Source organism: Streptomyces sp. NPDC036822 (assembly GCF_055609145.1).
The window spans coordinates 106,485-133,482 of sequence record NZ_JBVJPY010000006.1 but is presented as its reverse complement, the minus strand read 5'-3'; the positions used below and the strand labels follow the sequence as shown (position 1 = coordinate 133,482).

Below are 26,998 nucleotides of genomic sequence, written 5' to 3'. Positions count from 1 at the left end.
TCATCATGGGGAGGAGGATTCGCGTCGTCAAGTCCCTTAGCGTCGGGCGATGTCGCGAGTCCGTTCCGCTTGATGTCCCAAGCGTGGCCTGATCAGGGCAGACGCTGGACTTCGTGGATGCACGACTCCGAGACGACTCGCTACGGTGAAGTCGTCCCAAGTCGTCCCGTCGGGGGGGGGAGAGCACGACATGGCCAATGAGCGGCTGCGCGGCGCCATCATCGAAAGCGGTATGACCCTTGATCAGGTCGCGGAGCGGCTCGGGGTCTCGGCCAAGACAGTGGAGCGCTGGATCAATGAGCCCAAGCGCCAGCCGTACCGTCGCTTCAAGTACGCGACGGCCTCGCTCCTCCAGCGGGAGATGTCGTACCTGTGGCCGGAGGAGCGGACGTCAGCCGAGGTCGCGGAAGCGGGCGGCGCGGAGCTGGTCAAGCTGTACCCGCACCGATCGGTCGTACCGAACCGGCTCTGGCCGCAGCTCTACGCGGGAGCGACGCGGCAGTTCGATGTCCTCGTGTACTCCGGGTTCTGGCTGACCGAGGACGCCGCCTTCCACCAGGTGGTCAAGGAGAAGTCCGCTGCCGGCGTTCCGGTCCGCTTCATGCTCGGGGACCCCGACTCTGCCGCCGTCGCCGTCCGTGGAGCCGACGAAGGCATCGGTGGCGCGATGGCGAGCAAGATTCGGAACGCGCTGGTCAACTACGCGCCGTTGTTCGGGCTCCCCGGCGTCGAGTTCCGGCTCCACTCCACCACGCTTTACAACTCCATCTACCGGGCCGATGACGAGATGCTGGCCAACGGCCACCTGTACGGCGTGGGCGCGTACATGGCGCCGGTCTTGCACATCCAGCGCGTCCCCGGTGGCGAACTGTTCGACGCCTACGCTGAGAGTGTCGAACGAGTCTGGGAGAGCGCCCGGCGCGTCTCCTCGCCCACGGACCTGAGAGGGACAGACGAATGAGCCGCATCGACTACTTCCGCGACCCGGACGCCCCGAAGGCCAACTCGGTCGTGCCCTCGGTCACGGTCGTCGTACGCGCCGGTGACGGGAGGATCCTGCTGATCCACAAAACCGACAACGACCTGTGGGCGCTCCCCGGGGGTGGCCACGACATCGGCGAGCGGATCAGTGACACTGCCGTGCGGGAGGTCGAGGAGGAGACCGGGATCAAGGTCGAGGTGGACAGCATTGTCGGGCTCTACACCGACCCTGAGCACGTCCTCGCGTACGACGACGGTGAGGTGCGGCAACAGTTCTCGATCTGCTTCCGGGCCCACCCGGTCGATGGCTCTCTCCGTACGAGCAGCGAGTCGAAAGAGGTCCGCTGGGTGGACCCAGCGGACCTCGATGCCCTCGACATCCACCCGTCCATGCGGTTGCGCATCCAGCACGGCCTGGACAAGTCACGTCGTGAGCCCTACATCGGCTGATTGCCGGCCGCGGCGGCCATCCGACCTTCCACCCGCTCATTGGCGGCGTAAATTTCCGGCGCCGCCCGCTGGATGAACCGGCCCACGATCGTGTCCGGGCCGTACCGCTGCACGATCTCGTCCAGCCGCGCGGCCGGCGTCGTGTGCTCGCCAGTCGGCGTCGTCGTCATATCGGCCACGATGAGCGCGTCCACCAGCTCGGGCCGCTCCAACTCGAACTCTGTCTCCAGTTCATGCCGGAGCCCGCGCTCCTCGGCCTCGAGGAGCGCGCAGGAATGGTGAGCGACGAGCCGCACGACCCGCTCGTCGGCGTTCTCCTGGTCCCGCAGGAACCGGGCCCCGTCGAGGGGGTGAAAGCCCGTAGTTGCGATGGAGGGGGAGTAGCCGACGTCGTGCAGAACGGCGGCGGCCTCCAGCAGCTCAGCGTCCCTGCCGAGAATCGGGCTCAAGGAGCGAGCCCGCCCGGCGACACCCAGGGAGTGCGCCCACCGACGCGGCAACGGCTCGGACAGCAGCGATTCGGAGAGCGAGTACGCCCACGCAGTAAGCCCCATGCGTGCCAAGGTTACGGCTGCCCCGAGGAAGCCGGGAGGGAACGTACCGTACGGCCCTTGCCCTGGACCGTGTTGATTAGGCCCGTTCCCTCCATCAGGGCAAGGACACGGCGCACGGCGGTCCGTGAAGCGCCGAAGCGTTCACAGAGCCTTGCCTCGGACGGGTACGGGTCGCCGACGGCCAGCGAGTCTTCGGCGATCAGATCGGTCATGCGCTCGGCGAGGGTACGACGGTCTCCGCCCCGGGCCACGCGCCAGCCGATTCCGGTCGCAGACTCCACGATGCCTTCGGCTTCGAGGACCTTGAGAGCGCGACGGATCGTGTTCCGGGAGACGCCATGGCTTCCCATGAGTTCAGCCTCTGACGGTAGCGCGTCAGTGATCTTGCCTGCCTTGATCCCCCTGCGGAGTGCCTCCGAGACGACCAAATATGTTCCGCGAGGACTGGCATCCGACACACTCGCTCCTCGAACGTCGCTGTTAAGTCCTGCGGTACAGGTTCCCATGGGTGCCGGGAACCGAGCAGGCATCGGACGGGTACAGCGTGATGCCGTCGCAAGGCTGTTGAGTGTTTGGCCGGTTCAGCGGAAAACCGGGGCGCGGTCCGTGGGAGGTAGGCAGACTAGTGCTCCGTCGCGTGGATACAGGAGGACCTTATGGCTGACCTGGTACATCCTGGTGGGATTATCAATACCGCCGCTCGCCCTCGGATGCTCATCAAAGGGTTTGCGGATTCTCCGCAACTAGTCGCAGAGCTTTCCGATCTCTGCCCCACAGTCAAGCACATCGAAAGCTTGAGAGATGTTCGTCAGGCGGAATGGGACGTTCTCGTCACGGACGATGCGCTGGGGAAATACGATCACGCTCGCAGTCGTGTCGTCATCGCGCTTGCCGAACATATTAGCGTCGTGTATCGCGCACAATTGAGCCCCTATTCAATTGACATCGAGAGGCGCGAAGCTTGGAATTCGAGAGTTGTTGTGTTCTCGGGACTGATTTCACAAGAAATCATGAGGGTCCGCAATCTGCCTGAAAGGATTTCCATCCTCACTCATGAGCAGCTTGAGCCTGTCATGAAGGTGCGTGAGAGTCATCAGCACTTCTTTTGTGTCCCCCCGCGGGCCCCCGCACCAGCCCCGGACATTGCGCCCTTCATTCAGACGCCTGACAACCATGTTCTGGCCGGTCGATACCCCAGGGGTGATGCGGCAGAGACGTGGCTTATCCCCCATGACGCGCCAGATTTTGTTGCATGGGTGAGGGCTGCCTTGGCGGAGTGGCACAAGCTCGCTCCAGACCGCTTTCCTGGTGTGCCTGATTGGTCCCAGACACCGGCCTGGCTTGTGCCCCGGGAGGTGAAACTGGTTGCGGAGATTGCCGATATCGGCCGCCGTCGAGAGGCCGAACTCCAACGGTTGGCTACAGAGGAGGCGCGCATCGCAGCGGAGCTTCGTGAGGTTCGCCAGGCGGCTGACCGCTACGAGAGGGCGCTCTTGACTGCGCAGTCGGACGAGCTCAAGGAGGCTGTTATCGCCGCACTGGGAGAGATTGGCTTTCTCGTGGAAGACGCCGACCAAAGCGCGGCCTCGGACGATCATCTGGAGGATTTGCATATCAGTGATCCGGATGCTCCTGGGTGGGCGTGTTTGGGAGAAGTGAAGGGATACGGCAAGGGTGCAAAAACCGAAGGGATCGCGCAGTTCATTCGGTTCAATATGCGATATGCGGCCAGAAATAACCGCAATCCGGATGCCTGCTGGTACATCGTCAACCAGTTCATCAAGCGGGACCCGTCGACGCGTCAACCTGTACTCCATGGAAAGGAGGAGGATGTCGCTGCATTTGGGCAGGCGGGAGGGCTAGTGATCGACACGGTCGAACTCTTCAAGGCCCTGAGGATTGTGCAGGATGGCACTCGAACAGCTAGTGAAATTCGTTCCGATTTGAGAGCTGCGTCTGGGAGGTACCGTGCTCCCAAGTAGATCTGCAGCACGGCGAGTCTGCCAAGTCTCGTTGAGGCAGTCACTCGCTTCCGCCGTGGCCTTCTCTGGACGAGGTGCGGACGGCGACCGTGACCTGCTATAGGTCCGGAGCTTGCAGCGCAGGTCAGTACCGCTGCCACTTGGTGCGCGTCAGAAGACTGTAAATCCGTCGGCTTAGCCTACCCAGGTTCGAATCCTGGCGCCGCCACGCGATAGAGAAGGTCCCCGGTGCGTGCACCGGGGACCTTCCTCGTTTCCGGGGGCGTTCCTCAGTCGCCCGCCACGGCCTTCACCGCCACGGAGACCGGGACCGAGCCGCTCACCAGTTCCAGGGTCAGGCCCGCCGTGGCCGGGGTCTCGACGAGTTCGGCGAGGACCGCGGCGACGTCGTCGCGGGGGACCGGGCCTCGGCCCGTGTGGGCCTCCAGGCGGATCAGGCCCGTGCCGGCGTCGTTGGTCAGCATGCCGGGGCGCAGGATCGTCCAGTCCAGAGCCGCGCGGGAGCGGACGGAGTCGTCCGCCGCGCCCTTGGCGCGCAGGTAGGCGTCGAAGACCTCGTCGCCCGGGTGGCCGGCGTCCGCCCCCATCGAGGAGACGACGACATAGCGCCGTACGCCCGCCCGTTCGGCCGCGTCCGCGAAGAGGACGGCGGCCGCGCGGTCCACGGTGTCCTTGCGCTCCACCGAGCTGCCCGGCCCCGCCCCGGCGGCGAAGACGGCCGCGTCGGCGCCGCGCAGGGCCTCGGCGACCTCGTCGACGGAGGCCGACTCCAGGTCCAGGACGACGGGTTCGGCGCCCGCCGCGCGCAGGGCGTCGGCCTGTTCCGGTCTGCGGATGAGCCCGACGGCCTCGTGCCCGCCCGCCGAGAGCAGGCGCTCCAGGCGTTGGGCGATCTGTCCGTGTCCTCCAGCGATGACGATGCGCATACTCACGACCGTACGACGGGACCGCCCGGAGGGCCCTCCGAATCCGGCCGCGACTGGCGCGGAAGATCGAGCGCCGCCGCCGAGTCGCAGTACTCGCGCACCGCGCTCGTGCGGGCCACCACCCGCCCCCGGTGCACCACGATCCGGCTGTACGCCAGGGACAGCACGCCGGTGAGCCGTTCGCCGCGCACCGCGAGCAGTTCGGCGGGGAACCCCGCCTCCACCCGCACCTCCGGCAGCCCCATCGCGGCCCGGGCCGCCGCGCTCACCGCGCCGTACGCGTCGGGTGCCGGCAGGCCCCCCAGGGACGCCAGCAGGTAGGCCGCCTCCAGCGGGTCCCCGCGTCCCACCGGGTTGGAGACGTCCCGTAGCGCCCCGCCGCCCGCGGCGAGCCGCACGCCCGCCGCCCGCAGCAGCCGGACCGGCGCCGCGCCGCGCGTCTCGGTGGCGCCGCAGCCGCCCTGCGGCAGGCAGACCACGGTCACCCCGGCCGCCGCGAGCTGGTCGGCCGCGCGCCGGGCCGTGTCGGAGGGCAGCCGGGCGAGCCCGGCGCAGGGCCCGATCGTCACCCCGGGCCGCAGTCCGCCGGCCATCGCGGCGAGCCGGGCCAGGCGCGCCGGATCGTCACCGTCCGTGTGCAGGTCGACCGGGCAGCCGTGCTCCGCCGCGAGCTCCAGCACCGCCTCCACGTATCCGGCCGGGTCCGGGTCGAGGTCCGGGCAGCCGCCGACCACCCCGGCGCCCATCTTCAGCGCGTCCCTCAGCATCGCGAGGCCGTCGGCGCCCGCCACGCCGGTGAGGAGGCGGGGCACGGCGACGGCCGTCAGGTCCGCCAGGCCGCGCAGCGAGCGCCGGGCCTGGAGGACGGCGCCGAGGGTGCCGAGCCCCTGGACGTCCCCGATCCGGACGTGCGCGCGCAGCGCGGTCGCGCCGTGGCCGAGCTGGAGCAGCGCGGCCTCGGTGGCCCGGCGCTGCACCTCCTCGGGGGCGTACGAGACGGGCCCGGGGGTGTCGGCGCTGAGGGCGGTGTCGGCGTGGGCGTGGGGTTCGGCGGGCGCGGGCAGCAGGAGGTAGCCGGCGAGGTCGACGCGGGCGCCGACGGCGGTCAGGCTGCCGGCGGTGCCGACGGCCTCGATCCGGCCGCCGCCGAGGCGTACGTCGACGGTCCGTCCGTCGGTGAGCCGGGCGTTGGAGAGCAGGAGCGTGGTGGAGTCGGCGGTGTCGGCGGCCCAGTCGTCGGGCGGCTGGGGCTGCTTGCTGTCGGCTGACATCGGGCTCCTCAAGGCTCCTCAAGATCAAGATCACGCAGCGTGGGGCCGAGCCTAGGGGCGGTCCGGCCGCCCTTCGAGGAGGAGCGCAATAGTCGTACTGATGAGGCCACGAGTGGCGTACGGGGCAGGAGTGATCACCCCGCGCGCGCGACCGCGAGGAGGGCGGCGAAACGGATTTGGGCGATCGGCGGAGGACCGTGTAATGTCTTCATCGCTCGCCCCAATAGCTCAGTCGGTAGAGCGTCTCCATGGTAAGGAGAAGGTCTACGGTTCGATTCCGTATTGGGGCTCTGGTGAGAAGGACCCCCGCCTTCGGGCGGGATCCGGATCATCAAAGCGGTGTAGCTCAGTCGGTAGAGCAAGCGGCTCATAATCGCTGTGTCACCGGTTCAAGTCCGGTCACCGCTACACACGGTAGCCGATTGTGGGGTCGGTCCTTCGATCGGCTACTCTTTTATGCGTTCATCCGTCCATCCGTCCGTCAAGGAGCACTCACGTGGCTGCCACCGACGTCCGCCCGAAGATCACGCTGGCCTGCGTGGAGTGCAAGGAGCGGAACTACATCACCAAGAAGAACCGGCGTAACAACCCGGACCGTCTTGAGATGAAGAAGCACTGCCCTCGCTGCAACTCGCACACTGCGCACCGCGAGACTCGCTAATCAGGCTCGTACACGAGGCCGTCCCCACCAGGGGGCGGCCTCGTGTCGTTTGTATCGGCAACAAATCCAGGAGGTATCGAGTCCATGGCGCTCGACCAGTCCTTCGTGGGCCGGACCTATCCGCCCACCGCGCCCTACGAGGTCGGCCGCGAAAAGATCCGCGAGTTCGCGGAAGCGGTGGGTGACGCGAATCCCGCCTACACCGATCAGGAAGCGGCGAAGGCGCTCGGTCACCCCGATGTGATCGCTCCCCCGACGTTCGTGTTCTCGATCACGTTCGCGGCGGCGGGGCAGGTCATCGAGGACCCGCAGCTGGGCCTGGACTACAGCCGTGTGGTGCACGGCGACCAGAAGTTCGCGTACAGCAGGCCGGTGCGCGCGGGGGACCGGCTCTCGGTGACCTCCACCATCGAGGCGGTCAAGTCCCTCGCGGGCAACGACATCCTCGACATCCGTGGCGAGGTGCACGACGAGAGCGGCGAGCACGTCGTGACCGGCTGGACCAAGATCGTGTCCCGTGCGCCCGAGGAGGCCTGACGTCATGGCTGCGAAGATCGCTTACGACGAGGTCGAGGTCGGCACGGAGCTGCCCGCCCAGTCCTTCCCGGTGACGCGCGCCACGCTGGTGCGGTACGCCGGCGCCTCCGGGGACTTCAACCCCATCCACTGGAACGAGAAGTTCGCGCGTGAGGTCGGTCTCCCCGACGTCATCGCCCACGGCATGTTCACCATGGCCGAGGCGATCCGGGTCGTGACCGACTGGGCCGGCGACCCGGGCGCCGTGGTCGAGTACGGCGTGCGCTTCACCAAGCCGGTCGTCGTGCCCAACGACGACGAGGGCGCGGTCGTCGAGGTCAGCGCCAAGGTCGCGGCCAAGCTGGACGACGGGCGGGTCCGGGTGGACCTGACGGCGATGGCCGCCGGCCAGAAGGTCCTGGGCATGTCCCGGGCCGTGGTCAGGCTCGCGTAGCGGGAAGGCGCCCGCCCCGCGCGACCCGCTCGCCCCCCGACCACACCTGCCCCGGGCCCCACGGCCCGCACCACACCGACGCGCACGGCCCCGCCCTGACCGGCGGGGCCGTCCCCGTACTCTTGAGCCCGTGCAGGAACTCCACGACGCCCCCCTCGCCCCCCTGACCACCTTCCGGCTCGGCGGCCCCGCCACCCGGCTCGTCACGGCCACCACCGACGACGAGGTGATCGCCACCCTCCGCGCGGCGGACACCGACGGCACCCCGCTGCTGGTCATCGGCGGCGGCTCCAACCTGGTCATCGGCGACAAGGGCTTCGACGGCACCGCCCTGCGCATCGCCACCCGGGGCTTCCAGCTCGACGGCACCCGGCTGGAGCTGGCCGCGGGAGAGGTCTGGACGGACGCGGTGGAGCGGACCGTCGAGGCCGGTCTCGCCGGGATCGAGTGCCTGGCCGGCATCCCCGGATCGGCCGGTGCCACCCCGATCCAGAACGTCGGGGCGTACGGCCAGGACGTCTCCTCCACCGTCACCGAGGTGGTCGCCTACGACACGGCCGACCACCGGGTGGTGACGCTGACGAACGAGGAGTGCGACTTCTCGTACCGGCACAGCCTCTTCAAGCGGCTGCCGGACCGCTACGTGGTGCTGCGCGTCCGCTTCGAGCTGGAGGACGCGGATGGCCTGAGCATGCCGATCCAGTACGCGGAGACGGCCCGCGCCCTCGGGGTGGAGGTCGGCGACCGGGTGCCGCTGGCGACCGTCCGCGAGACGGTCCTGAAGCTGCGCGCGGGCAAGGGCATGGTGCTCGACCCGGAGGACCACGACACGTGGTCGGCCGGATCGTTCTTCACCAACCCGATCCTCACGGCCGAGGAGTTCGCCGCCTTCCACGCGCGCGTGGAGGAGCGTCTCGGCCCGGACGCGAAGGCGCCCGCCTTCCCGGTGGGCGACGCCTTCGTCAAGACCTCGGCGGCCTGGCTGATCGACAAGGCCGGCTTCACCAAGGGGTACGGCTCCGGCCCGGCCCGCATCTCCACCAAGCACACCCTCGCCCTGACCAACCGGGGCGAGGCCACCACCGAGGACCTCCTGGCGCTCGCCCGCGAGGTCGTCGCCGGGGTGCGCGAGGCCTTCGGGGTCACGCTGGTGAACGAGCCGGTGACGGTCGGCGTCAGCCTCTGAGCCTGCGCGGCGCCCACCGGCCGGCGCGCGCACGTGCCCGCGTGGCGGGTCCCCGGCTTCATGCGGCTCAGTAAACGAGCCTCACGCCCTCGCGGCGGCCTCACTCCTGCGCGGGGCTCGCGCTCCGCGCGCCTTCGCCCACGACGCCGAGGTCGGCGAGGAACCGCCCCAGGACCTCCCCGCCTTCGCCGCCTCCCTCGCCCGCACGCTCCTCGCCGAGATCGCCGTATGACTGTGAGCGGCGGTGGTACGCAAATGGCGTTGCGGGGCTTGCCCGAGAGCGGCCACGCTGACCGGATGCTTCTGAAGGCCCGCGCGTTCACCCCCCGTACGGGACCGCACGCGTACCGGATCGTCCAGCCCTGGCCACCCCTGCGGCACACCACCCTCAACGACCCGCTCGGCTCGCACTGGGGCTATCTCCTCGGCGACCACGACGGACTCTCCCGCCTCGCGGCGCTGTTCTCCTTCGCCGCCTTCTCCCCGCACACGATCGTCCACGTGCCGCTCCGCGACAGCCTGCCCCGCGCCTACGCCCCCGGCGAGCCGGTCGACCTCGTCCTCGTCCACCGCTCGCCCGGCCTGCGCCCCTCCGCCTGGCCCGCCCTGCGCTCCCGGCTGCGCGCCGGCGCCCCGCTCACCCTCCGTACGAACGAGGCGCGCACCGCCGCACACGCCGCCGTCTGGCACGAGGAGCGGGAACGGCGACACTGGCGGGCGGGAGCATGGCTCCGGCCGGCCGTCCACGCCCGCACGCTCTTCCTCTACGGAGGCCGTGAGGTCTTCTCCGCCGCCTCGACCGCCTGCGAGACCGCCGCGGGCTTCGGGCCGCTGCGGGAGCGCGCCCGCCAGGGCCATGACGCCCTGGTCGCCTCGCTCACCCCTTACCTGGAGCCCGACCACCGGGGGGACCGCGCCGAGATCGACCTCGGTTTCCAGGCCCACCCGCCCCTGCACCGCTTCAGTCGCCCGGGCCCGTCAGCCAGTCGTCGATTCCGGAGAGGAGCTTCCGCCTGACGTCCTCCGGCGCGGCCGAGGCCCGCACCGACTGGCGGGCCAGCTCGGCCAGTTCCGCGTCGGTGAAGGCGTGGTGGCGGCGGGCGATCTCGTACTGGGCCGCCAGCCGGGAACCGAACAGCAGGGGGTCGTCCGCCCCCAGCGCCATCGGCACCCCCGCCTCGAAGAGCGTCCGCAGCGGCACGTCCTCGTGCTTCTCGTAGACCCCGAGCGCCACGTTGGACGCCGGGCAGACTTCGCAGGTCACGCCCTTCTCCGCCAGCTTGCGCAGCACCCGGGGGTCCTCCGCCGCCCGCACCCCGTGGCCCACCCGGGCCGCCCTGAGGTCGTCCAGGCAGTCCCGTACCGACGAGGGGCCCGTCAGCTCGCCGCCGTGCGGTGCCGCGAGCAGCCCGCCCTCGCGGGCGATCGCGAAGGCGCGGTCGAAATCGCGGGCCAGACCCCGCCGCTCGTCGTTCGAGAGCCCGAAACCGACCACACCCCGGTCCGCGTACCGCACCGCGAGCCGGGCCAGGGTGCGGGCCTCCAGCGGGTGCTTCATCCGGTTCGCCGCCACCAGCACCCGCATGCCGAGCCCCGTGTCCCGCGAGGCCGCGTCGACCGCGTCGAGGATGACCTCCATCGCCGGGATGAGCCCGCCGAGCAGGGGAGCGTACGAGGTCGGGTCGACCTGGATTTCCAGCCACCCCGAACCGTCCCGGACGTCCTCCTCGGCCGCCTCGCGGACCAGCCGCTGGATGTCCTCGGGCTCGCGCAGGCAGGACCGGGCGATGTCGTAGAGACGCTGGAAACGGAACCAGCCGCGTTCGTCGGTCGCCCGCAGCTTGGGCGGTGTGCCGCTGCTCAGCGCCTCGGGGAGATGGACGCCGTACTTGTCGGCCAGCTCGATGAGCGTCGTGGGCCGCATCGAACCGGTGAAGTGCAGATGCAGATGCGCCTTGGGCAGCAGGTCGATCGCGCGGAAGGCGGGCCGGGACGCGTGCTCGGAAACGTACGGGGGGTGCGGGGGGTGTCCCGCCGAAGAGGCCAGCATTGAAAGATCTTGCCGCACCCGAATGGACGAATACAGCCCCTTTCCCCGATCGGGACCTTGCCCGAACGCAAAAACGGGCCCCTGGTTCCGGAGAACCAGGGGCCCGCCCCTCACACACGAACGTCGAGGTGTGGTCAGTCGCGCGCTTCCGCCAGCAGCTTCTGCATCCGGGACACGCCCTCGACGAGGTCCTCGTCACCGAGCGCGTAGGACAGGCGCAGGTAGCCCGGCGTGCCGAAGGCCTCGCCCGGGACGACCGCGACCTCGGCCTCGTCCAGGATCAGCGCGGCCAGCTCGACCGAGGTCTGCGGACGCTTCCCGCGGATCTCCTTGCCCAGCAGGGCCTTCACCGAGGGGTAGACGTAGAACGCGCCCTCCGGCGTCGGGCAGAGGACGCCCTCGATCTCGTTCAGCATCCGCACGATCGTCTGGCGGCGCCGGTCGAAGGCGCGTCCCATCTCCGCGACCGCGTCGAGGTTGCCCGAGACGGCGGCCAGCGCGGCGATCTGCGCCACGTTGCTCACGTTCGAGGTGGCGTGCGACTGGAGGTTGGTCGCGGCCTTGACCACGTCCTTCGGGCCGATGATCCAGCCCACCCGCCAGCCGGTCATCGCGTACGTCTTGGCGACGCCGTTGACGACGACGCACTTGTCGCGCAGCTCGGGCATGACCGACGGCAGCGAGACGGCGGAGGCGCCGCCGTAGACCAGGTGCTCGTAGATCTCGTCGGTCAGCACCCACAGGCCGTGCTCGACGGCCCAGCGGCCGATCGCCTCGGTCTCGGTCTCGCTGTACACCGCGCCGGTCGGGTTGGAGGGGGAGACGAAGAGGACGACCTTCGTCCTCTCCGTCCGTGCCGCCTCCAGCTGCTCGACGGAGACGCGGTAGCCGGTGGTCTCGTCGGCGACGACCTCGACCGGGACACCGCCGGCGAGACGGATCGACTCGGGGTACGTGGTCCAGTACGGGGCCGGGACGATGACCTCGTCGCCCGGGTCGAGGATCGCGGCGAACGCTTCGTAGATCGCCTGCTTGCCGCCGTTGGTCACCAGGACCTGGGAGGCGTCGACCTCGTAGCCGGAGTCGCGCAGCGTCTTGGCGGCGATCGCGGCCTTCAGCTCGGGCAGACCGCCGGCCGGGGTGTAGCGGTGGTACTTCGGGTTCTTGCACGCCTCGACGGCGGCGTCGACGATGTAGTCCGGCGTCGGGAAGTCGGGCTCACCCGCGCCGAAGCCGATCACCGGACGGCCGGCGGCCTTGAGGGCCTTGGCCTTGGCGTCGACGGCGAGGGTCGCGGACTCGGAGATCGCACCGACGCGGGCGGAGACCCGGCGCTCGGTCGGAGGGGTTGCAGCGCTCATACGGCCCATCGTCCCAGACCCTCTCGCGGCCCGGCACACAGGTTTCAGGGAGCGGACAGGAACGGTCATTCCCGGTCGAACGCGGGGCCCGGCAGGCCGCCCCGGCCCCCTCACGGCCGGTCCGGCGGAGGTCTTCCGGCGGGCCCGTGAGCCTCCGACGTGCTTTCTGTTCGACGCAGCGCTCATGAACACGTACACTCACTGCTCGTTGGCCCTCACCGACCACATCTCACGATGCGGTAGGTTGGGGAAGCCGCAAAGGGTCGTAGCTCAATTGGTAGAGCACTGGTCTCCAAAACCAGCGGTTGGGGGTTCAAGTCCCTCCGGCCCTGCTACACACACCGCCAGGATGTGTGCGCATGTACGTACTTCGATGCACCGCCGTGCGGATCCACCCGGCACGGCACTGCCATGACCCGGGATCAGGTGAGAAGCGTGACGGACGCCGTGGGCTCCATCGACATGCCTGATGCCGAGGACGAAGCGCCGGAGTCTCAGAAGAAGACTCGCAAGGGCGGCAAGCGCGGGAAGAAGGGCCCTCTGGGCCGCCTCGCGCTCTTCTACCGCCAGATCGTCGCGGAACTCCGCAAGGTCGTCTGGCCTACTCGCAGCCAGCTGACGACGTACACCACGGTAGTGATTGTCTTCGTTGTCATCATGATCGGTCTGGTGACCGTGATTGACTATGGCTTCCAGGAAGCAGTCAAGTACGTCTTCGGCTGACTTCTTGTTCCACCCCATCTGTATCCAGGAAGAAGCAGCCACCGTGTCTGACCCGAACCTGAACGACCCCGTCGATTCTGTCGAGTCCGTTGAGGACGAGCTCGACATCGTCGAGGCGGCCGACGAGGACCAGGCTGAGGCTGCTGACGCCGCTGCGGGCGAGGCGGCCGAAGAGGCCGCGCTGGAGATCGACGAGGACGCCTCCGAGGACCTCGACGAGGACGCTTCCGACGAGGACGCCTCCGAAGAGGCCGACGAGGACGTCGAGGACTCCGCCGACGAGACCGGCGAGGACGAGGCCGAGGAGGCCGAGGAGGAGCCCGCCGCTCCCGTCGACCCGGTCCAGGCCCTGCGCGACGAGCTCCGCGGCCTGCCCGGCGAGTGGTACGTCATCCACACCTACGCCGGCTACGAGAAGCGGGTGAAGGCCAACCTCGAGCAGCGTGCCGTCTCGCTGAACGTCGAGGAGTTCATCTACCAGGCCGAGGTCCCCGAGGAAGAGATCGTCCAGATCAAGAACGGCGAGCGCAAGAACGTCCGGCAGAACAAGCTGCCCGGTTACGTTCTCGTCCGCATGGATCTGACGAACGAGTCCTGGGGCGTCGTCCGCAACACCCCCGGCGTCACCGGCTTCGTGGGCAACGCCTACGACCCGTACCCGCTGACCCTGGACGAGATCGTCAAGATGCTCGCCCCCGAGGCCGAGGAGAAGGCCGCCCGCGAGGCCGCCGAGGCCGAGGGCAAGCCGGCTCCGGCCCGCAAGGTCGAGGTGCAGGTCCTGGACTTCGAGGTCGGCGACTCGGTCACCGTCACCGACGGCCCCTTCGCCACCCTCCAGGCGACGATCAACGAGATCAACGCCGACTCGAAGAAGGTCAAGGGCCTCGTCGAGATCTTCGGTCGAGAGACCCCGGTCGAGCTCAGCTTCGACCAGATCCAGAAGAACTGACCCACACAGTTTCCGACCAGGTCAGAGTGGCTCTCGCAGCCGCTCTGACCTGCTCGGTTTTTAGCCGCGCGTCTATACCCGTTATCGTTGTGCGGTATGCCTCCATCCGGATGACCGGATGGCGGGCTGAACACTCTCACTAGGACCCGGAGAGAGCAATGCCTCCCAAGAAGAAGAAGGTCACGGGGCTTATCAAGCTCCAGATCAACGCCGGTGCGGCCAACCCGGCCCCGCCGGTCGGCCCCGCGCTCGGTCAGCACGGCGTCAACATCATGGAGTTCTGCAAGGCCTACAACGCCGCGACCGAGTCGCAGCGTGGCATGGTCGTGCCGGTGGAGATCACGGTCTACGAGGACCGTTCCTTCACCTTCATCACCAAGACTCCGCCGGCCGCCAAGCTGATCCTCAAGGCCGCGGGTGTGGACAAGGGCTCCGGCGAGCCGCACAAGACCAAGGTCGCCAAGCTCACGGCCGCCCAGGTCCGCGAGATCGCCTCGGTCAAGCTGCCGGACCTGAACGCCAACGACCTGGACGCCGCGTCGAAGATCATCGCCGGCACCGCCCGCTCCATGGGCATCACGGTCGAGGGCTGATCACCCCCCTCGTGACCTCAGTGGTAGGACCAGCGCTGGTCCGCACCACGACTCCACACCTGAACCAACAGGAGAAGAAGTGAAGCGCAGCAAGGCTCTCCGCAGCGCGGACGCCAAGATCGACCGGGAGCGGAACTACGCCCCCCTCGAGGCCGTCCGTCTCGCCAAGGACACCGCCGCCACCAAGTTCGACGGCACCGTCGAGGTCGCCTTCCGCCTGGGTGTCGACCCGCGCAAGGCCGACCAGATGGTCCGTGGCACCGTGAACCTCCCGCACGGCACCGGTAAGACCGCCCGGGTCCTGGTCTTCGCGACCGGTGACCGTGCCGAGGCCGCGATCGCCGCGGGCGCCGACATCGTCGGCTCCGACGAGCTCATCGACGAGATCTCCAAGGGCAACCGCCTGAACGAGTTCGACGCCGTGGTGGCCACCCCGGACCTCATGGGCAAGGTCGGCCGCCTCGGCCGCGTCCTCGGCCCGCGTGGTCTCATGCCGAACCCGAAGACCGGCACCGTCACCCCCGACGTCGTCAAGGCTGTCAACGACATCAAGGGTGGCAAGATCGAGTTCCGCGTCGACAAGCACTCGAACCTGCACTTCATCATCGGCAAGGTCTCCTTCGACGAGACGAAGCTGGTCGAGAACTACGCCGCGGCTCTGGAGGAGATCCTCCGTCTGAAGCCGTCCGCCGCCAAGGGCCGCTACATCAAGAAGGCGACCCTGACGACGACGATGGGCCCCGGCATCCCGCTGGACTCCAACCGCACCCGCAACCTCCTCGTCGAGGAGGACCCGGCCGCGGTCTGAGCGTCCTAGCTCACTGAGTGGTCACCGGCCCCCCCAGCCCCTCCTCGGAGGGGCTGGGGGGGCCGGTTTTTTTCGTGTACGGGTTCGTCGGTGCCGTGGGTTACCGTGCAGACGACCGACGAACTGAAGATCAAGGGGTGGGGACTCATGAGCATGTCCGCATGGAAGCGCGCGGGCGTCTCTCTGACGGCCGTGGCCGTCATAGCCGGAGTCGCGGGCTGCCAGGACGGCGACGGGGGCGGGAAGGCCGCCGAGGCGCCCGCGAAGACGCAGCCGGAGCCGCAGCTCCAGAGCCACGACGCCGTCACGAAGGTCATCCAGGCCGCGTACCGGAAGACGTCGGCCGCGAAGTCGGCGAAGTTGAAGATGACCATGACGATGCCGACCGGCCTGAAAGGCGGCGGCACCATGGAGATGACCGGTGTCCAGGGGTGGAACCCCGGGGTCATGGACATCACCATGAAGGGCTCCATGCTCGAGGCCGGCGACCCGGACGCCCCCGAGCGGATGCGCATGATCATGCTCGACAACGTCATGTACATGGATATGGGTGCCGAGCGGGCCGCCGCGATGGACGGCAAGCGCTGGATGAAGATCGACATGGGCGCCGCCGCGAAGAGCGGGGACGCCGAGCTCCGCAAGCCGATGAACGGCAGCCTCGGGCAGATGAACCAGGACCCGGCCAAGCAGCTCGCGCTGCTCCTGGAGTCCCCGAACCTTAAGCACGTGGGCGCCGAGAAGGTCAACGGCGTCGAGACCCAGCACTACAAGGGCACGCTCAGCGTCGAGCAGATGCTGGACGCCAACCAGGCGAAGTCCGCGGTTCTCTCCGACAAGGAGCGCAAGGAACTCCTCGCCAAGGTCGAGGCGGCCGGCATGAAGGGCTACGACACCGAGGTCTGGGTCGACGCCAACGGCTACCCGTCGCGCATGGTCGTCGGGATGACCATGGCCGTGGGGACGCTCCAGGTGAGGGCCGACTACACCGACTACAGCACCACGGCCTCCGTCCAGGCCCCGCCGGCCAAGGACACGTTCGACCTGGCCGAGATGATGGGCGGCCTCGGCGAGAGCTGAGCCGTACGGGCGGATTTGCTCACCGCCGATCCCTTCGCGTACTCTTCCGTAGAAGCCAAAGACCGCTGGTCGTTGCCGTTCTCTCGTCAGAGGGTGCGGCGGCCGAAGGATTCGCTGAGATGCGAGCGACCCGCGCAGGTGACCGTGGAAGAGTTCCCGGATCGTTCGATCCGGTCGAGCTGAGCCCCGTGCGCCTGCGCCGGGGCGTTTTGTTTTGTTCAGCCCCTTCTGAGCGGTCCTCATCACCCGGAAGGAGGCCGACGCTCATGGCAAGGCCCGACAAGGCTGCCGCGGTAGCCGAGCTCAAGGACAAGTTCCAGAGCTCGAGCGCCGTCGTGCTGACCGAGTACCGGGGTCTCACCGTGGCGCAGCTGAAGACGCTGCGTCGTTCGCTCGGTGAGAACGCCCAGTACGCCGTGGTGAAGAACACGCTGACCAAGATTGCGGCCAACGAGGCCGGGATCACTTCGCTCGACGACCAGTTCACCGGTCCGACGGGCGCTGCCTTCATCACCGGTGACCCGGTGGAGTCGGCGAAGGGTCTTCGTGACTTCGCCAAGGACAACCCGAACCTCGTCATCAAGGGCGGTGTCCTTGACGGCAAGGCGCTGTCCGCCGACGAGATCAAGAAGCTTGCGGACCTCGAGTCCCGCGAGGTTCTGCTCAGCAAGCTGGCCGGTGCCTTCAAGGGCAAGCAGTCTCAGGCTGCCTCGCTCTTCCAGGCGCTGCCGTCGAAGTTCGTCCGCACCGCGGAAGCGCTTCGCGTCAAGCTCGCCGAGCAGGGCGGTGCCGAGTAACTCGGCTCGCGCAATGACCATCTCCCCACCAGGGGGGACGGTCGCAGCGGGCCGACAGTACGCCCGCCTACATGTACATCGGCACCAGCCGAATTAGTGGAAGGATCGCCCATCATGGCGAAGCTCTCTCAGGACGACCTCCTCGCCCAGTTCGAGGAGATGACCCTCATCGAGCTCTCCGAGTTCGTGAAGGCCTTCGAGGAGAAGTTCGACGTCACCGCCGCCGCGGCCGTCGCCGTCGCCGGCCCCGCCGGCCCGGGTGCCCCGGCCGAGGCTGCTGAGGAGCAGGACGAGTTCGACGTCATCCTCACCGCCGCCGGTGACAAGAAGATCCAGGTCATCAAGGTCGTGCGCGAGCTGACCTCCCTCGGCCTGAAGGAGGCCAAGGACCTCGTCGACGGTGCGCCGAAGCCCGTCCTCGAGAAGGTCGCCAAGGAGGCCGCGGAGAAGGCCGCCGAGTCCCTCAAGGGCGCCGGCGCCTCCGTCGAGGTCAAGTAACACCTCGCGAGTCTCCTGACTCGCTCAGGCGCCGCTCAGGCGCCTTCAGAAGGGCGATCACCCATCCGGGTGGTCGCCCTTCGGCGTTCCCCGGACGGGCGCGTCGGGGGGCGTGAGGCCCGTCCGTGGCGGAGTATGGTGATCTTCGCCGTGCGCACCCGCTGACCGGGGGGCCTTGACGAACCGCACGCAGCGCGCAATTCTCAGGACGCGTCGTCACAACGATCCGTCTCCGAGGCATGGATCGACGACGGAACGGGCAGTATCGAGGTGCGCCACACGGCGCGTGGTACCGCGGAGTTGAGAACAACGAGGGTCGAGAAAAGCACGCCCTGGACATCAGTGAGCCGAGTGGCTACACTGACCCTTTGCGCTGCCTGTTAGCTGCCCCCTGCCCGTCACCAGGGGCATCCCCTCGCAAAAGCATCGTGGACACGACCGCCCTGACCTGGCCTTTCGGCCTCTGTCCGGAACGTCCGTCTCTGTGCACCGCTTGGGACCGGTACGCGCGTAGTGAGTCCGAGCCCTCGGAAGGACCCCCTCTTGGCCGCCTCGCGCAACGCCTCGACCAATACGAACAACGGCGCCAGCACCGCCCCGCTGCGCATCTCCTTTGCAAAGATCAAGGAGCCCCTCGAGGTTCCGAACCTCCTCGCGCTGCAGACCGAGAGCTTTGACTGGCTGCTCGGTAACGCCGCCTGGAAGGCTCGCGTCGAGGCAGCTCTCGAGTCGGGACAGGACGTCCCCAGGAAGTCGGGTCTGGAAGAGATCTTCGAGGAGATCTCGCCGATCGAGGACTTCTCCGGGTCGATGTCGCTGACCTTCCGCGACCACCGTTTCGAGCCGCCGAAGAACTCGATCGACGAGTGCAAGGACCGTGACTTCACGTACGGCGCCCCGCTCTTCGTCACGGCCGAGTTCACCAACAACGAAACCGGCGAGATCAAGTCCCAGACGGTCTTCATGGGCGACTTCCCGCTCATGACGAACAAGGGCACCTTCGTCATCAACGGCACCGAGCGTGTCGTCGTGTCGCAGCTCGTCCGCTCGCCGGGCGTCTACTTCGACTCCTCGATCGACAAGACGTCCGACAAGGACATCTTCTCGGCCAAGATCATCCCGTCCCGGGGTGCCTGGCTGGAGATGGAGATCGACAAGCGCGACATGGTCGGTGTCCGCATCGACCGCAAGCGCAAGCAGTCCGTCACCGTCCTCCTGAAGGCGCTCGGCTGGAGCACCGAGCAGATCCTGCAGGAGTTCGGCGAGTACGAGTCCATGCGCGCCACCCTGGAGAAGGACCACACCCAGGGCCAGGACGACGCGCTGCTCGACATCTACCGCAAGCTCCGTCCGGGCGAGCCGCCGACGCGTGAGGCCGCTCAGACGCTGCTCGAGAACCTCTACTTCAACCCCAAGCGCTACGACCTCGCGAAGGTCGGCCGCTACAAGGTGAACAAGAAGCTCGGCGCGGACGAGCCGCTGGACGCGGGTGTCCTCACCACCGACGACATCATCGCGACCATCAAGTACCTCGTGAAGCTCCACGCGGGCGAGACCGAGACGGTCGGCGAGTCGGGCCGGGAGATCGTCGTCGAGACCGACGACATCGACCACTTCGGCAACCGCCGTCTGCGCAACGTCGGCGAGCTCATCCAGAACCAGGTCCGCACGGGTCTGGCTCGTATGGAGCGCGTCGTGCGCGAGCGCATGACCACCCAGGACGTCGAGGCGATCACGCCGCAGACCCTGATCAACATCCGGCCGGTCGTCGCCTCCATCAAGGAGTTCTTCGGCACCAGCCAGCTGTCGCAGTTCATGGACCAGAACAACCCGCTGTCGGGTCTGACGCACAAGCGTCGTCTCTCGGCGCTGGGTCCCGGTGGTCTGTCCCGTGAGCGGGCCGGCTTCGAGGTCCGAGACGTGCACCCGTCCCACTACGGACGCATGTGCCCGATCGAGACCCCCGAAGGCCCGAACATCGGTCTGATCGGTTCGCTCGCCTCGTACGGCCGCGTCAACGCGTTCGGCTTCATCGAGACGCCGTACCGCAAGGTCGTCGACGGCCAGGTCACCGACGAGGTCGACTACATCACGGCCGACGAAGAGGACCGCTACGTCATCGCCCAGGCGAACGCGACCCTGAACGACGAGCTCCAGTTCACCGAGCCCCGCGTTCTGGTCCGCCGCCGTGGTGGCGAGGTCGACTACGTCCCGCCGGCCGACGTCGACTACATGGACGTCTCGCCGCGCCAGATGGTGTCGGTCGCGACCGCCATGATCCCGTTCCTCGAGCACGACGACGCCAACCGTGCCCTCATGGGCGCGAACATGATGCGTCAGGCGGTGCCGCTGATTAAGTCCGAGGCCCCGCTCGTCGGTACCGGCATGGAGTACCGCTGTGCCACCGACGCCGGCGACGTGCTGAAGGCCGAGAAGGACGGTGTGGTCCAGGAGGTCTCCGCGGACTACATCACCACCACGAACGACGACGGCACGTACACCACGTACCGCCTGCACAAGTTCTCCCGGTCGAACCAGGGCACCTCTGTCAACCAGAAGGTCGTCGTGGACGAGGGCGCGCGCGTCGTCGAGGGCCAGGTCCTCGCCGACGGTCCGGCCACCGAGAACGGCGAGATGGCGCTGGGCAAGAACCTGCTCGTGGCGTTCATGCCGTGGGAGGGTCACAACTACGAGGACGCGATCATCCTGTCGCAGCGCCTCGTGCAGGACGACGTCCTCTCCTCGATCCACATCGAGGAGCACGAGGTCGACGCCCGTGACACCAAGCTCGGCCCGGAGGAGATCACCCGGGACATCCCGAACGTCTCCGAGGAGGTCCTCGCCGACCTCGACGAGCGCGGCATCATCCGTATCGGTGCCGAGGTCGTCGCCGGCGACATCCTCGTCGGCAAGGTCACGCCCAAGGGCGAGACCGAGCTGACCCCGGAGGAGCGTCTGCTCCGCGCGATCTTCGGTGAGAAGGCGCGTGAGGTCCGTGACACCTCGCTGAAGGTGCCGCACGGCGAGACCGGCAAGGTCATCGGCGTCCGCGTCTTCGACCGCGAGGAGGGCGACGAGCTTCCCCCGGGCGTGAACCAGCTGGTCCGCGTCTACGTCGCCCAGAAGCGCAAGATCACCGATGGTGACAAGCTCGCCGGCCGTCACGGCAACAAGGGTGTCATCTCCAAGATCCTTCCGATCGAGGACATGCCCTTCCTCGAGGACGGCACCCCGGTCGACATCATCCTCAACCCGCTGGGTGTCCCGTCCCGAATGAACCCGGGACAGGTCCTGGAGATCCACCTCGGCTGGCTCGCCAGCCGCGGCTGGGACGTCTCCGGCCTCGCGGACGAGTGGGCCGAGCGCCTGCAGGCGATCGGCGCCGACCAGGTCGCCCCGGGCACCAACGTCGCCACCCCCGTCTTCGACGGTGCGCGTGAGGACGAGCTCGCGGGTCTGCTCCAGCACACGATCCCGAACCGCGACGGCGAGCGCATGGTGCTCCCCTCCGGCAAGGCGCGTCTGTTCGACGGCCGCTCCGGCGAGCCGTTCCCGGACCCGATCTCGGTCGGGTACATGTACATCCTCAAGCTCCACCACCTGGTCGACGACAAGCTGCACGCCCGGTCGACCGGTCCGTACTCGATGATCACCCAGCAGCCGCTGGGTGGTAAGGCCCAGTTCGGTGGCCAGCGCTTCGGTGAGATGGAGGTGTGGGCGCTGGAGGCTTATGGCGCCGCGTACGCCCTCCAGGAGCTGCTGACGATCAAGTCCGACGACGTCACCGGCCGCGTGAAGGTCTACGAGGCCATCGTCAAGGGCGAGAACATCCCTGAGCCCGGCATCCCCGAGTCCTTCAAGGTGCTCATCAAGGAGATGCAGTCCCTGTGCCTCAACGTGGAGGTGCTGTCCTCGGACGGCATGTCCATCGAGATGCGCGACACCGACGAGGACGTCTTCCGCGCAGCGGAGGAGCTCGGTATCGACCTGTCCCGGCGCGAGCCGAGCAGCGTCGAAGAGGTCTGACGGGAGTCCGGTACGGGGGCTGCGCCATGACATGGCGAAGCCCCCGGCCGGCCCCAGGACCCCCGTATCAGACCCCAAGACTTACAACCCTGAGAGGGATTGACGCATAGTGCTCGACGTCAACTTCTTCGACGAGCTCCGGATCGGTCTGGCCACCGCTGACGACATCCGTCAGTGGAGCCACGGCGAGGTCAAGAAGCCGGAGACCATCAACTACCGCACGCTCAAGCCCGAGAAGGACGGACTCTTCTGCGAGAAGATCTTCGGTCCGACCCGGGACTGGGAGTGCTACTGCGGCAAGTACAAGCGTGTCCGCTTCAAGGGCATCATCTGTGAGCGGTGTGGCGTCGAGGTCACCCGCGCGAAGGTGCGCCGTGAGCGGATGGGCCACATCGAGCTCGCCGCTCCCGTCACCCACATCTGGTACTTCAAGGGCGTTCCGTCGCGTCTTGGCTACCTGCTCGACCTCGCGCCGAAGGACCTCGAGAAGGTCATCTACTTCGCCGCGTACATGATCACGTTCGTCGACGACGAGCGTCGTACCCGTGACCTGCCGTCGCTGGAGGCTCACGTCTCCGTCGAGCGTCAGCAGATCGAGAACCGTCGCGACTCCGACCTGGAGGCCCGCGCCAAGAAGCTCGAGACCGACCTGGCCGAGCTCGAGGCCGAGGGTGCCAAGGCCGACGTGCGCCGCAAGGTGCGCGAGGGTGCCGAGCGTGAGATGAAGCAGCTGCGCGACCGTGCGCAGCGCGAGATCGACCGTCTGGACGAGGTCTGGTCCCGCTTCAAGAACCTCAAGGTCCAGGACCTGGAGGGCGACGAGCTCCTCTACCGCGAGCTGCGTGACCGCTTCGGCACGTACTTCGACGGTTCGATGGGCGCCGCGGCGCTGCAGAAGCGCCTGGAGTCCTTCGACCTGGACGAGGAGGCCGAGCGCCTCCGCGAGATCATCCGTACCGGCAAGGGCCAGAAGAAGACCCGTGCGCTCAAGCGCCTCAAGGTCGTCTCCGCGTTCCTGCAGACCGCGAACAGCCCCAAGGGCATGGTTCTCGACTGCGTGCCGGTGATCCCGCCGGACCTGCGTCCGATGGTGCAGCTGGACGGTGGCCGCTTCGCGACCTCCGACCTGAACGACCTGTACCGCCGCGTGATCAACCGCAACAACCGTCTGAAGCGTCTGCTCGACCTCGGTGCCCCCGAGATCATCGTGAACAACGAGAAGCGGATGCTCCAGGAGGCGGTCGACGCCCTCTTCGACAACGGCCGTCGCGGTCGCCCGGTCACGGGCCCCGGCAACCGTCCGCTGAAGTCCCTCAGCGACATGCTGAAGGGCAAGCAGGGTCGATTCCGTCAGAACCTGCTCGGCAAGCGTGTGGACTACTCCGCGCGTTCCGTCATCGTCGTCGGTCCGCAGCTGAAGCTGCACCAGTGCGGTCTGCCGAAGGCCATGGCGCTGGAGCTCTTCAAGCCGTTCGTGATGAAGCGCCTGGTCGACCTGAACCACGCGCAGAACATCAAGAGCGCCAAGCGGATGGTCGAGCGCGGCCGCACGGTCGTGTACGACGTCCTCGAAGAGGTCATCGCCGAGCACCCGGTCCTGCTGAACCGTGCGCCCACGCTGCACCGCCTCGGCATCCAGGCCTTCGAGCCCCAGCTGGTCGAGGGCAAGGCCATCCAGATCCACCCGCTCGTCTGCACCGCGTTCAACGCGGACTTCGACGGTGACCAGATGGCCGTGCACCTGCCGCTCTCCGCGGAGGCGCAGGCCGAGGCCCGCATCCTGATGCTGTCCTCGAACAACATCCTCAAGCCGGCCGACGGCCGTCCGGTCACGATGCCGACCCAGGACATGGTCCTCGGTCTGTTCTTCCTGACCACCGACGGTGAGCTGCGTGACACCAAGGGCGAGGGCCGCGCGTTCGGCTCCACGGCCGAGGCGATCATGGCGTTCGACGCCGGCGAGCTGGCGCTGCAGTCGCCGATCGACATCCGCTTCCCGATCGGCACCGTTCCGCCGCGCGGCTGGGTCCCCCCGGTCGCCGAGGAGGGCGAGCCGCAGTGGCAGCAGGGTGACTCGTTCCGCCTGCGGACAACCCTGGGCCGCGCGCTCTTCAACGAGCTGCTGCCCGAGGACTACCCGTTCGTCGACTACTCCGTCGGCAAGAAGCAGCTCTCCGAGATCGTCAACGACCTCGCCGAGCGGTACCCCAAGGTCATCGTGGCGGCGACGCTCGACAACCTGAAGGCGTCCGGCTTCTACTGGGCGACCCGCTCCGGCGTCACCGTCGCCATCTCGGACGTCGTCGTGCCCGAGGCCAAGAAGGCCATCGTCAAGGGCTACGAGGAGCAGGACGAGAAGGTCCAGAAGCAGTACGAGCGCGGTCTCATCACCAAGGAAGAGCGCACTCACGAGCTCATCGGCATCTGGACCCGCGCGACCAACGAGGTCGCCGAGGCCATGAACGCCAACTTCCCCAAGACGAACCCCATCTTCATGATGGTTGACTCGGGTGCCCGAGGAAACATGATGCAGATGCGGCAGATCGCCGGTATGCGTGGTCTGGTGTCGAACGCCAAGAACGAGACGATTCCCCGTCCCATCAAGGCGTCCTTCCGTGAGGGTCTCTCCGTCCTCGAGTACTTCATCTCGACGCACGGTGCCCGTAAGGGTCTGGCCGACACCGCCCTGCGTACCGCCGACTCGGGTTACCTGACCCGTCGTCTGGTGGACGTCTCGCAGGACGTGATCATCCGCGAGGAGGACTGCGGCACCGAGCGCGGTCTGAAGCTGAAGATCGCCGAGAAGGGTGCCGACGGCATCCTGCGGAAGACGGACGACGTCGAGACCTCCGTGTACGCGCGGATGCTCGCCGAGGACGTCGTCGTGGACGGCAAGGTCATCGCGCCGGCCAACGTCGACCTGGGCGACGTGCTGATCGACGCCCTCGTCAACGCGGGTGTCGAGGAGGTCAAGACCCGTTCGGTCCTGACCTGTGAGTCCGCGGTCGGCACCTGTGCCTTCTGCTACGGCCGTTCGCTGGCCACCGGCAAGCTGGTCGACATCGGTGAGGCGGTCGGCATCATCGCCGCCCAGTCCATCGGTGAGCCCGGCACCCAGCTGACGATGCGTACCTTCCACACCGGTGGTGTGGCCGGTGACGACATCACCCAGGGTCTGCCCCGTGTCGTCGAGCTCTTCGAGGCGCGTCAGCCCAAGGGTGTCGCCCCGATCTCGGAGGCGGCCGGCCGCGTCCGTATCGAGGAGACCGAGAAGACCAAGAAGATCGTCGTCACCCCGGACGACGGCAGCGACGAGACGGCGTTCCCGATCTCGAAGCGTGCCCGTCTGCTCGTGGGCGAGGGTGACCACGTCGAGGTGGGCCAGAAGCTCACCGTGGGTGCCACCAACCCGCACGACGTGCTCCGGATCCTCGGTCAGCGCGCGGTCCAGGTCCACCTGGTCGGCGAAGTCCAGAAGGTCTACAACTCGCAGGGCGTGTCGATCCACGACAAGCACATCGAGATCATCATCCGGCAGATGCTGCGCCGTGTGACGATCATCGAGTCCGGCGACGCGGAGCTGCTGCCGGGCGAGCTCGTCGAGCGCTCGAAGTTCGAGACCGAGAACCGTCGTGTGGTCACCGAGGGCGGTCACCCCGCCTCCGGCCGTCCGCAGCTGATGGGTATCACCAAGGCCTCGCTGGCGACGGAATCCTGGCTGTCGGCCGCCTCCTTCCAGGAGACGACCCGAGTCCTGACGGATGCGGCGATCAACGCCAAGTCCGACAGCCTCATCGGCCTCAAGGAGAACGTCATCATCGGTAAGCTCATCCCGGCCGGTACGGGCCTGTCCCGCTACCGCAACATCCGGGTCGAGCCGACCGAAGAGGCCAAGGCCGCGATGTACTCGGCCGTCGGCTACGACGACATCGACTACTCGCCGTTCGGCACGGGCTCCGGCCAGGCCGTTCCGCTGGAGGACTACGACTACGGTCCGTACAACCAGTAAGTGAGTCGCTTGAAGCACTGAAGGGCGGTCCCCCCGTTGCGTACGGGGTGGCCGCCCTTCGGCGTTCTCGCCTCGTTCCGGCCGACCGGGTCCCCGACCCGCGACCGTCGGGTCCGCGCTCGTCCACGGGCCCCTGAGTGCCTTCAGGAGGCCGCCCCCGGCCGGCCGACAGGGGGCCGCCGGTGAAGCGGTAGCGGCGGCAGCCCATGGCGGCGCCCTTGGGCGGTCTGGGGGCGTTCCCGACGAGCCCTGGGGCGGGAGGAGCCCCTCCGGTGGCGTGAGGGCCGGGGGAGGGGCCGCGCCGAGGGCACGGAGGGTGCCGGGGCGACCTCGCTACGGCACTTTCGCGCGGTGGCGAGGCCCGCCGCCGCCCCGCCCGGCGTCCCAGCTCCCCGCCGGCCCGCCCCGACCGCACCGCCGACCATCACCGCTTCCGGCCGTCCGGTTTTCGCCCGATTGCCCCTCGATCCACGGCCGTTCGAGCGTCCGCGTTCTCCGGGGCCGGTCCGCGCTTCCCGCGCGTGGGCATTTGTTTTGACCGGAGTCCATACGGTAGGTACGCTCAGACCTTGTGCCTGGGGTGTGCCTGGGCTCGTGTGCGTGTCCTCAACCGCATGGCGAGTCCGTCTACGGCCACCGCAATCTGCGCCTTCTCCGCTTCCCGCGGGGGTCCGCAGTATTCGACACACCCGACCGCGTGGGTCGGCGATGTTCCAGGTTAGTTTTACGACGGCACACAGAAACCGGAGAAGTAGTGCCTACGATCCAGCAGCTGGTCCGGAAGGGCCGGCAGGACAAGGTCGAGAAGAACAAGACGCCCGCACTCGAGGGTTCCCCTCAGCGTCGCGGCGTCTGCACGCGTGTGTTCACGACCACCCCGAAGAAGCCGAACTCGGCCCTCCGTAAGGTCGCGCGTGTGCGTCTGACCTCCGGCATCGAGGTCACGGCCTACATCCCGGGTGAGGGTCACAACCTGCAGGAGCACTCCATCGTGCTCGTGCGTGGTGGCCGTGTGAAGGACCTGCCGGGTGTTCGTTACAAGATCATCCGCGGTTCCCTCGACACGCAGGGCGTCAAGAACCGTAAGCAGGCTCGCAGCCGCTACGGCGCCAAGAAGGAGAAGTAA

At 67.9% G+C, this 26,998-nt stretch carries 24 protein-coding genes, 3 tRNA genes and 1 pseudogene; 22 read left to right on the top strand and 6 right to left on the bottom strand.

Annotated elements, in window-relative coordinates; genetic code table 11:
• Positions 1-190: 190 nt before the first annotated feature.
• On the top strand, positions 191-961 hold the full coding sequence (locus tag ACZ68P_RS16360) for a helix-turn-helix domain-containing protein (protein WP_471006553.1): 771 nt from the start codon (positions 191-193) through the stop codon (positions 959-961).
• Positions 958-1,431 (top strand): NUDIX hydrolase, encoded by a 474-nt coding sequence (locus ACZ68P_RS16355; RefSeq protein ID WP_471006550.1) that lies wholly within the window; start codon positions 958-960, stop codon positions 1,429-1,431. The genes ACZ68P_RS16360 and ACZ68P_RS16355 overlap by 4 nt, the downstream gene beginning before the upstream one ends.
• Here ACZ68P_RS16355 and ACZ68P_RS16350 read toward each other — a convergent pair.
• Together ACZ68P_RS16350 and ACZ68P_RS16345 are read right to left on the bottom strand one after the other, a co-directional pair.
• Complete coding sequence (locus tag ACZ68P_RS16350) at positions 1,419-1,985, bottom strand: HD domain-containing protein (RefSeq protein WP_471006547.1); 567 nt, start codon at positions 1,983-1,985, stop codon at positions 1,419-1,421. The genes ACZ68P_RS16355 and ACZ68P_RS16350 overlap by 13 nt on opposite strands.
• An 11-nt stretch (positions 1,986-1,996) precedes the next feature.
• On the bottom strand, positions 1,997-2,443 hold the full coding sequence (locus ACZ68P_RS16345) for a GntR family transcriptional regulator (protein WP_471006545.1): 447 nt from the start codon (positions 2,441-2,443) through the stop codon (positions 1,997-1,999).
• A gap of 198 nt (positions 2,444-2,641) precedes the next feature.
• Between ACZ68P_RS16345 and ACZ68P_RS16340 the strand changes: the two genes are divergently transcribed.
• Positions 2,642-3,967, top strand: a complete 1,326-nt coding sequence (locus tag ACZ68P_RS16340; protein ID WP_471006543.1) for a hypothetical protein — start codon at positions 2,642-2,644, stop codon at positions 3,965-3,967.
• 269 nt (positions 3,968-4,236) lie between these two features.
• On the opposite strand, the gene ACZ68P_RS16335 is transcribed toward ACZ68P_RS16340, so the two are convergent.
• On the bottom strand, positions 4,237-4,893 hold the full coding sequence (locus ACZ68P_RS16335; RefSeq protein ID WP_471006541.1) for an NAD(P)H-binding protein: 657 nt from the start codon (positions 4,891-4,893) through the stop codon (positions 4,237-4,239).
• Positions 4,894-4,895: 2 nt separating this feature from the next.
• Positions 4,896-6,164: an amidohydrolase family protein gene (locus ACZ68P_RS16330; protein WP_471006539.1), complete on the bottom strand. Its 1,269-nt coding sequence runs from the start codon at positions 6,162-6,164 to the stop codon at positions 4,896-4,898.
• A 217-nt stretch (positions 6,165-6,381) separates the two neighbouring features.
• On the opposite strand from ACZ68P_RS16330, the gene ACZ68P_RS16325 reads away from it, so the two are divergent.
• The 8 genes and pseudogenes from ACZ68P_RS16325 to ACZ68P_RS16290 all read left to right on the top strand — a co-directional run bounded on the left by ACZ68P_RS16325 (position 6,382) and on the right by ACZ68P_RS16290 (position 9,998).
• Positions 6,382-6,454 (top strand) — tRNA-Thr (locus ACZ68P_RS16325).
• A gap of 45 nt (positions 6,455-6,499) precedes the next feature.
• A tRNA-Met gene (locus ACZ68P_RS16320) sits at positions 6,500-6,572 on the top strand.
• Positions 6,573-6,660: 88 nt separating this feature from the next.
• A complete protein-coding gene (gene rpmG / locus ACZ68P_RS16315) occupies positions 6,661-6,825 on the top strand; it encodes a 50S ribosomal protein L33 (protein ID WP_003956487.1) in 165 nt (54 codons plus the stop codon).
• 84 nt (positions 6,826-6,909) lie between these two features.
• Positions 6,910-7,362 (top strand): FAS1-like dehydratase domain-containing protein, encoded by a 453-nt coding sequence (locus ACZ68P_RS16310; RefSeq protein WP_471006537.1) that lies wholly within the window; start codon positions 6,910-6,912, stop codon positions 7,360-7,362.
• A gap of 4 nt (positions 7,363-7,366) precedes the next feature.
• Positions 7,367-7,795 carry a MaoC family dehydratase gene (locus ACZ68P_RS16305; protein ID WP_471006535.1) on the top strand — a complete coding sequence of 143 codons (429 nt, stop codon included), beginning with the start codon at positions 7,367-7,369 and terminating at the stop codon, positions 7,793-7,795.
• A 130-nt stretch (positions 7,796-7,925) separates the two neighbouring features.
• The gene (locus tag ACZ68P_RS16300) at positions 7,926-8,981 is read left to right on the top strand and encodes a UDP-N-acetylmuramate dehydrogenase (protein ID WP_471006532.1); all 1,056 of its coding nucleotides are present in this window, start codon (positions 7,926-7,928) and stop codon (positions 8,979-8,981) included.
• Positions 8,982-9,072: 91 nt separating this feature from the next.
• Positions 9,073-9,213 (top strand): annotated as a pseudogene (locus ACZ68P_RS16295) (TetR/AcrR family transcriptional regulator); the annotation flags it as partial.
• A 65-nt stretch (positions 9,214-9,278) separates the two neighbouring features.
• Complete coding sequence (locus tag ACZ68P_RS16290) at positions 9,279-9,998, top strand: hypothetical protein (RefSeq protein ID WP_471006529.1); 720 nt, start codon at positions 9,279-9,281, stop codon at positions 9,996-9,998.
• Here the strand turns inward: ACZ68P_RS16290 and ACZ68P_RS16285 are convergent.
• Positions 9,943-11,031 (bottom strand): adenosine deaminase, encoded by a 1,089-nt coding sequence (locus tag ACZ68P_RS16285; RefSeq protein ID WP_471006527.1) that lies wholly within the window; start codon positions 11,029-11,031, stop codon positions 9,943-9,945. The genes ACZ68P_RS16290 and ACZ68P_RS16285 overlap by 56 nt on opposite strands.
• Before the next feature lie 134 nt (positions 11,032-11,165).
• Complete coding sequence (locus ACZ68P_RS16280; RefSeq protein ID WP_471006525.1) at positions 11,166-12,392, bottom strand: pyridoxal phosphate-dependent aminotransferase; 1,227 nt, start codon at positions 12,390-12,392, stop codon at positions 11,166-11,168.
• A gap of 259 nt (positions 12,393-12,651) precedes the next feature.
• Here ACZ68P_RS16280 and ACZ68P_RS16275 point away from each other — a divergent pair.
• From ACZ68P_RS16275 to rpsL, 11 genes are all read left to right on the top strand, one after another.
• Positions 12,652-12,724 (top strand) — tRNA-Trp (locus ACZ68P_RS16275).
• Positions 12,725-12,827: 103 nt separating this feature from the next.
• A complete protein-coding gene (gene secE, locus ACZ68P_RS16270) occupies positions 12,828-13,115 on the top strand; it encodes a preprotein translocase subunit SecE (protein ID WP_365715442.1) in 288 nt (95 codons plus the stop codon).
• A gap of 43 nt (positions 13,116-13,158) precedes the next feature.
• Complete coding sequence (gene nusG / locus ACZ68P_RS16265; protein WP_471006524.1) at positions 13,159-14,064, top strand: transcription termination/antitermination protein NusG; 906 nt, start codon at positions 13,159-13,161, stop codon at positions 14,062-14,064.
• Between the two features lie 158 nt (positions 14,065-14,222).
• Positions 14,223-14,657 (top strand): 50S ribosomal protein L11, encoded by a 435-nt coding sequence (gene rplK, locus ACZ68P_RS16260; RefSeq protein ID WP_030208950.1) that lies wholly within the window; start codon positions 14,223-14,225, stop codon positions 14,655-14,657.
• 79 nt (positions 14,658-14,736) lie between these two features.
• The gene (gene rplA, locus ACZ68P_RS16255; RefSeq protein WP_147980739.1) at positions 14,737-15,465 is read left to right on the top strand and encodes a 50S ribosomal protein L1; all 729 of its coding nucleotides are present in this window, start codon (positions 14,737-14,739) and stop codon (positions 15,463-15,465) included.
• A gap of 147 nt (positions 15,466-15,612) precedes the next feature.
• Positions 15,613-16,542, top strand: coding sequence for an SCO4651 family lipoprotein (locus tag ACZ68P_RS16250; RefSeq protein WP_471006521.1), 930 nt, complete (start codon positions 15,613-15,615; stop codon positions 16,540-16,542).
• A 266-nt stretch (positions 16,543-16,808) separates the two neighbouring features.
• On the top strand, positions 16,809-17,339 hold the full coding sequence (rplJ, locus tag ACZ68P_RS16245) for a 50S ribosomal protein L10 (protein WP_365715440.1): 531 nt from the start codon (positions 16,809-16,811) through the stop codon (positions 17,337-17,339).
• A 114-nt stretch (positions 17,340-17,453) separates the two neighbouring features.
• Positions 17,454-17,837: a 50S ribosomal protein L7/L12 gene (gene rplL, locus ACZ68P_RS16240; protein WP_471006517.1), complete on the top strand. Its 384-nt coding sequence runs from the start codon at positions 17,454-17,456 to the stop codon at positions 17,835-17,837.
• Between the two features lie 543 nt (positions 17,838-18,380).
• Positions 18,381-21,863 (top strand): DNA-directed RNA polymerase subunit beta, encoded by a 3,483-nt coding sequence (gene rpoB / locus ACZ68P_RS16235; RefSeq protein WP_471006515.1) that lies wholly within the window; start codon positions 18,381-18,383, stop codon positions 21,861-21,863.
• A 109-nt stretch (positions 21,864-21,972) separates the two neighbouring features.
• Entirely contained in the window at positions 21,973-25,872 is a 3,900-nt protein-coding gene (locus tag ACZ68P_RS16230; RefSeq protein ID WP_471006513.1) for a DNA-directed RNA polymerase subunit beta', read from the top strand.
• 754 nt (positions 25,873-26,626) lie between these two features.
• The gene (rpsL, locus tag ACZ68P_RS16225; protein WP_003948652.1) at positions 26,627-26,998 is read left to right on the top strand and encodes a 30S ribosomal protein S12; all 372 of its coding nucleotides are present in this window, start codon (positions 26,627-26,629) and stop codon (positions 26,996-26,998) included.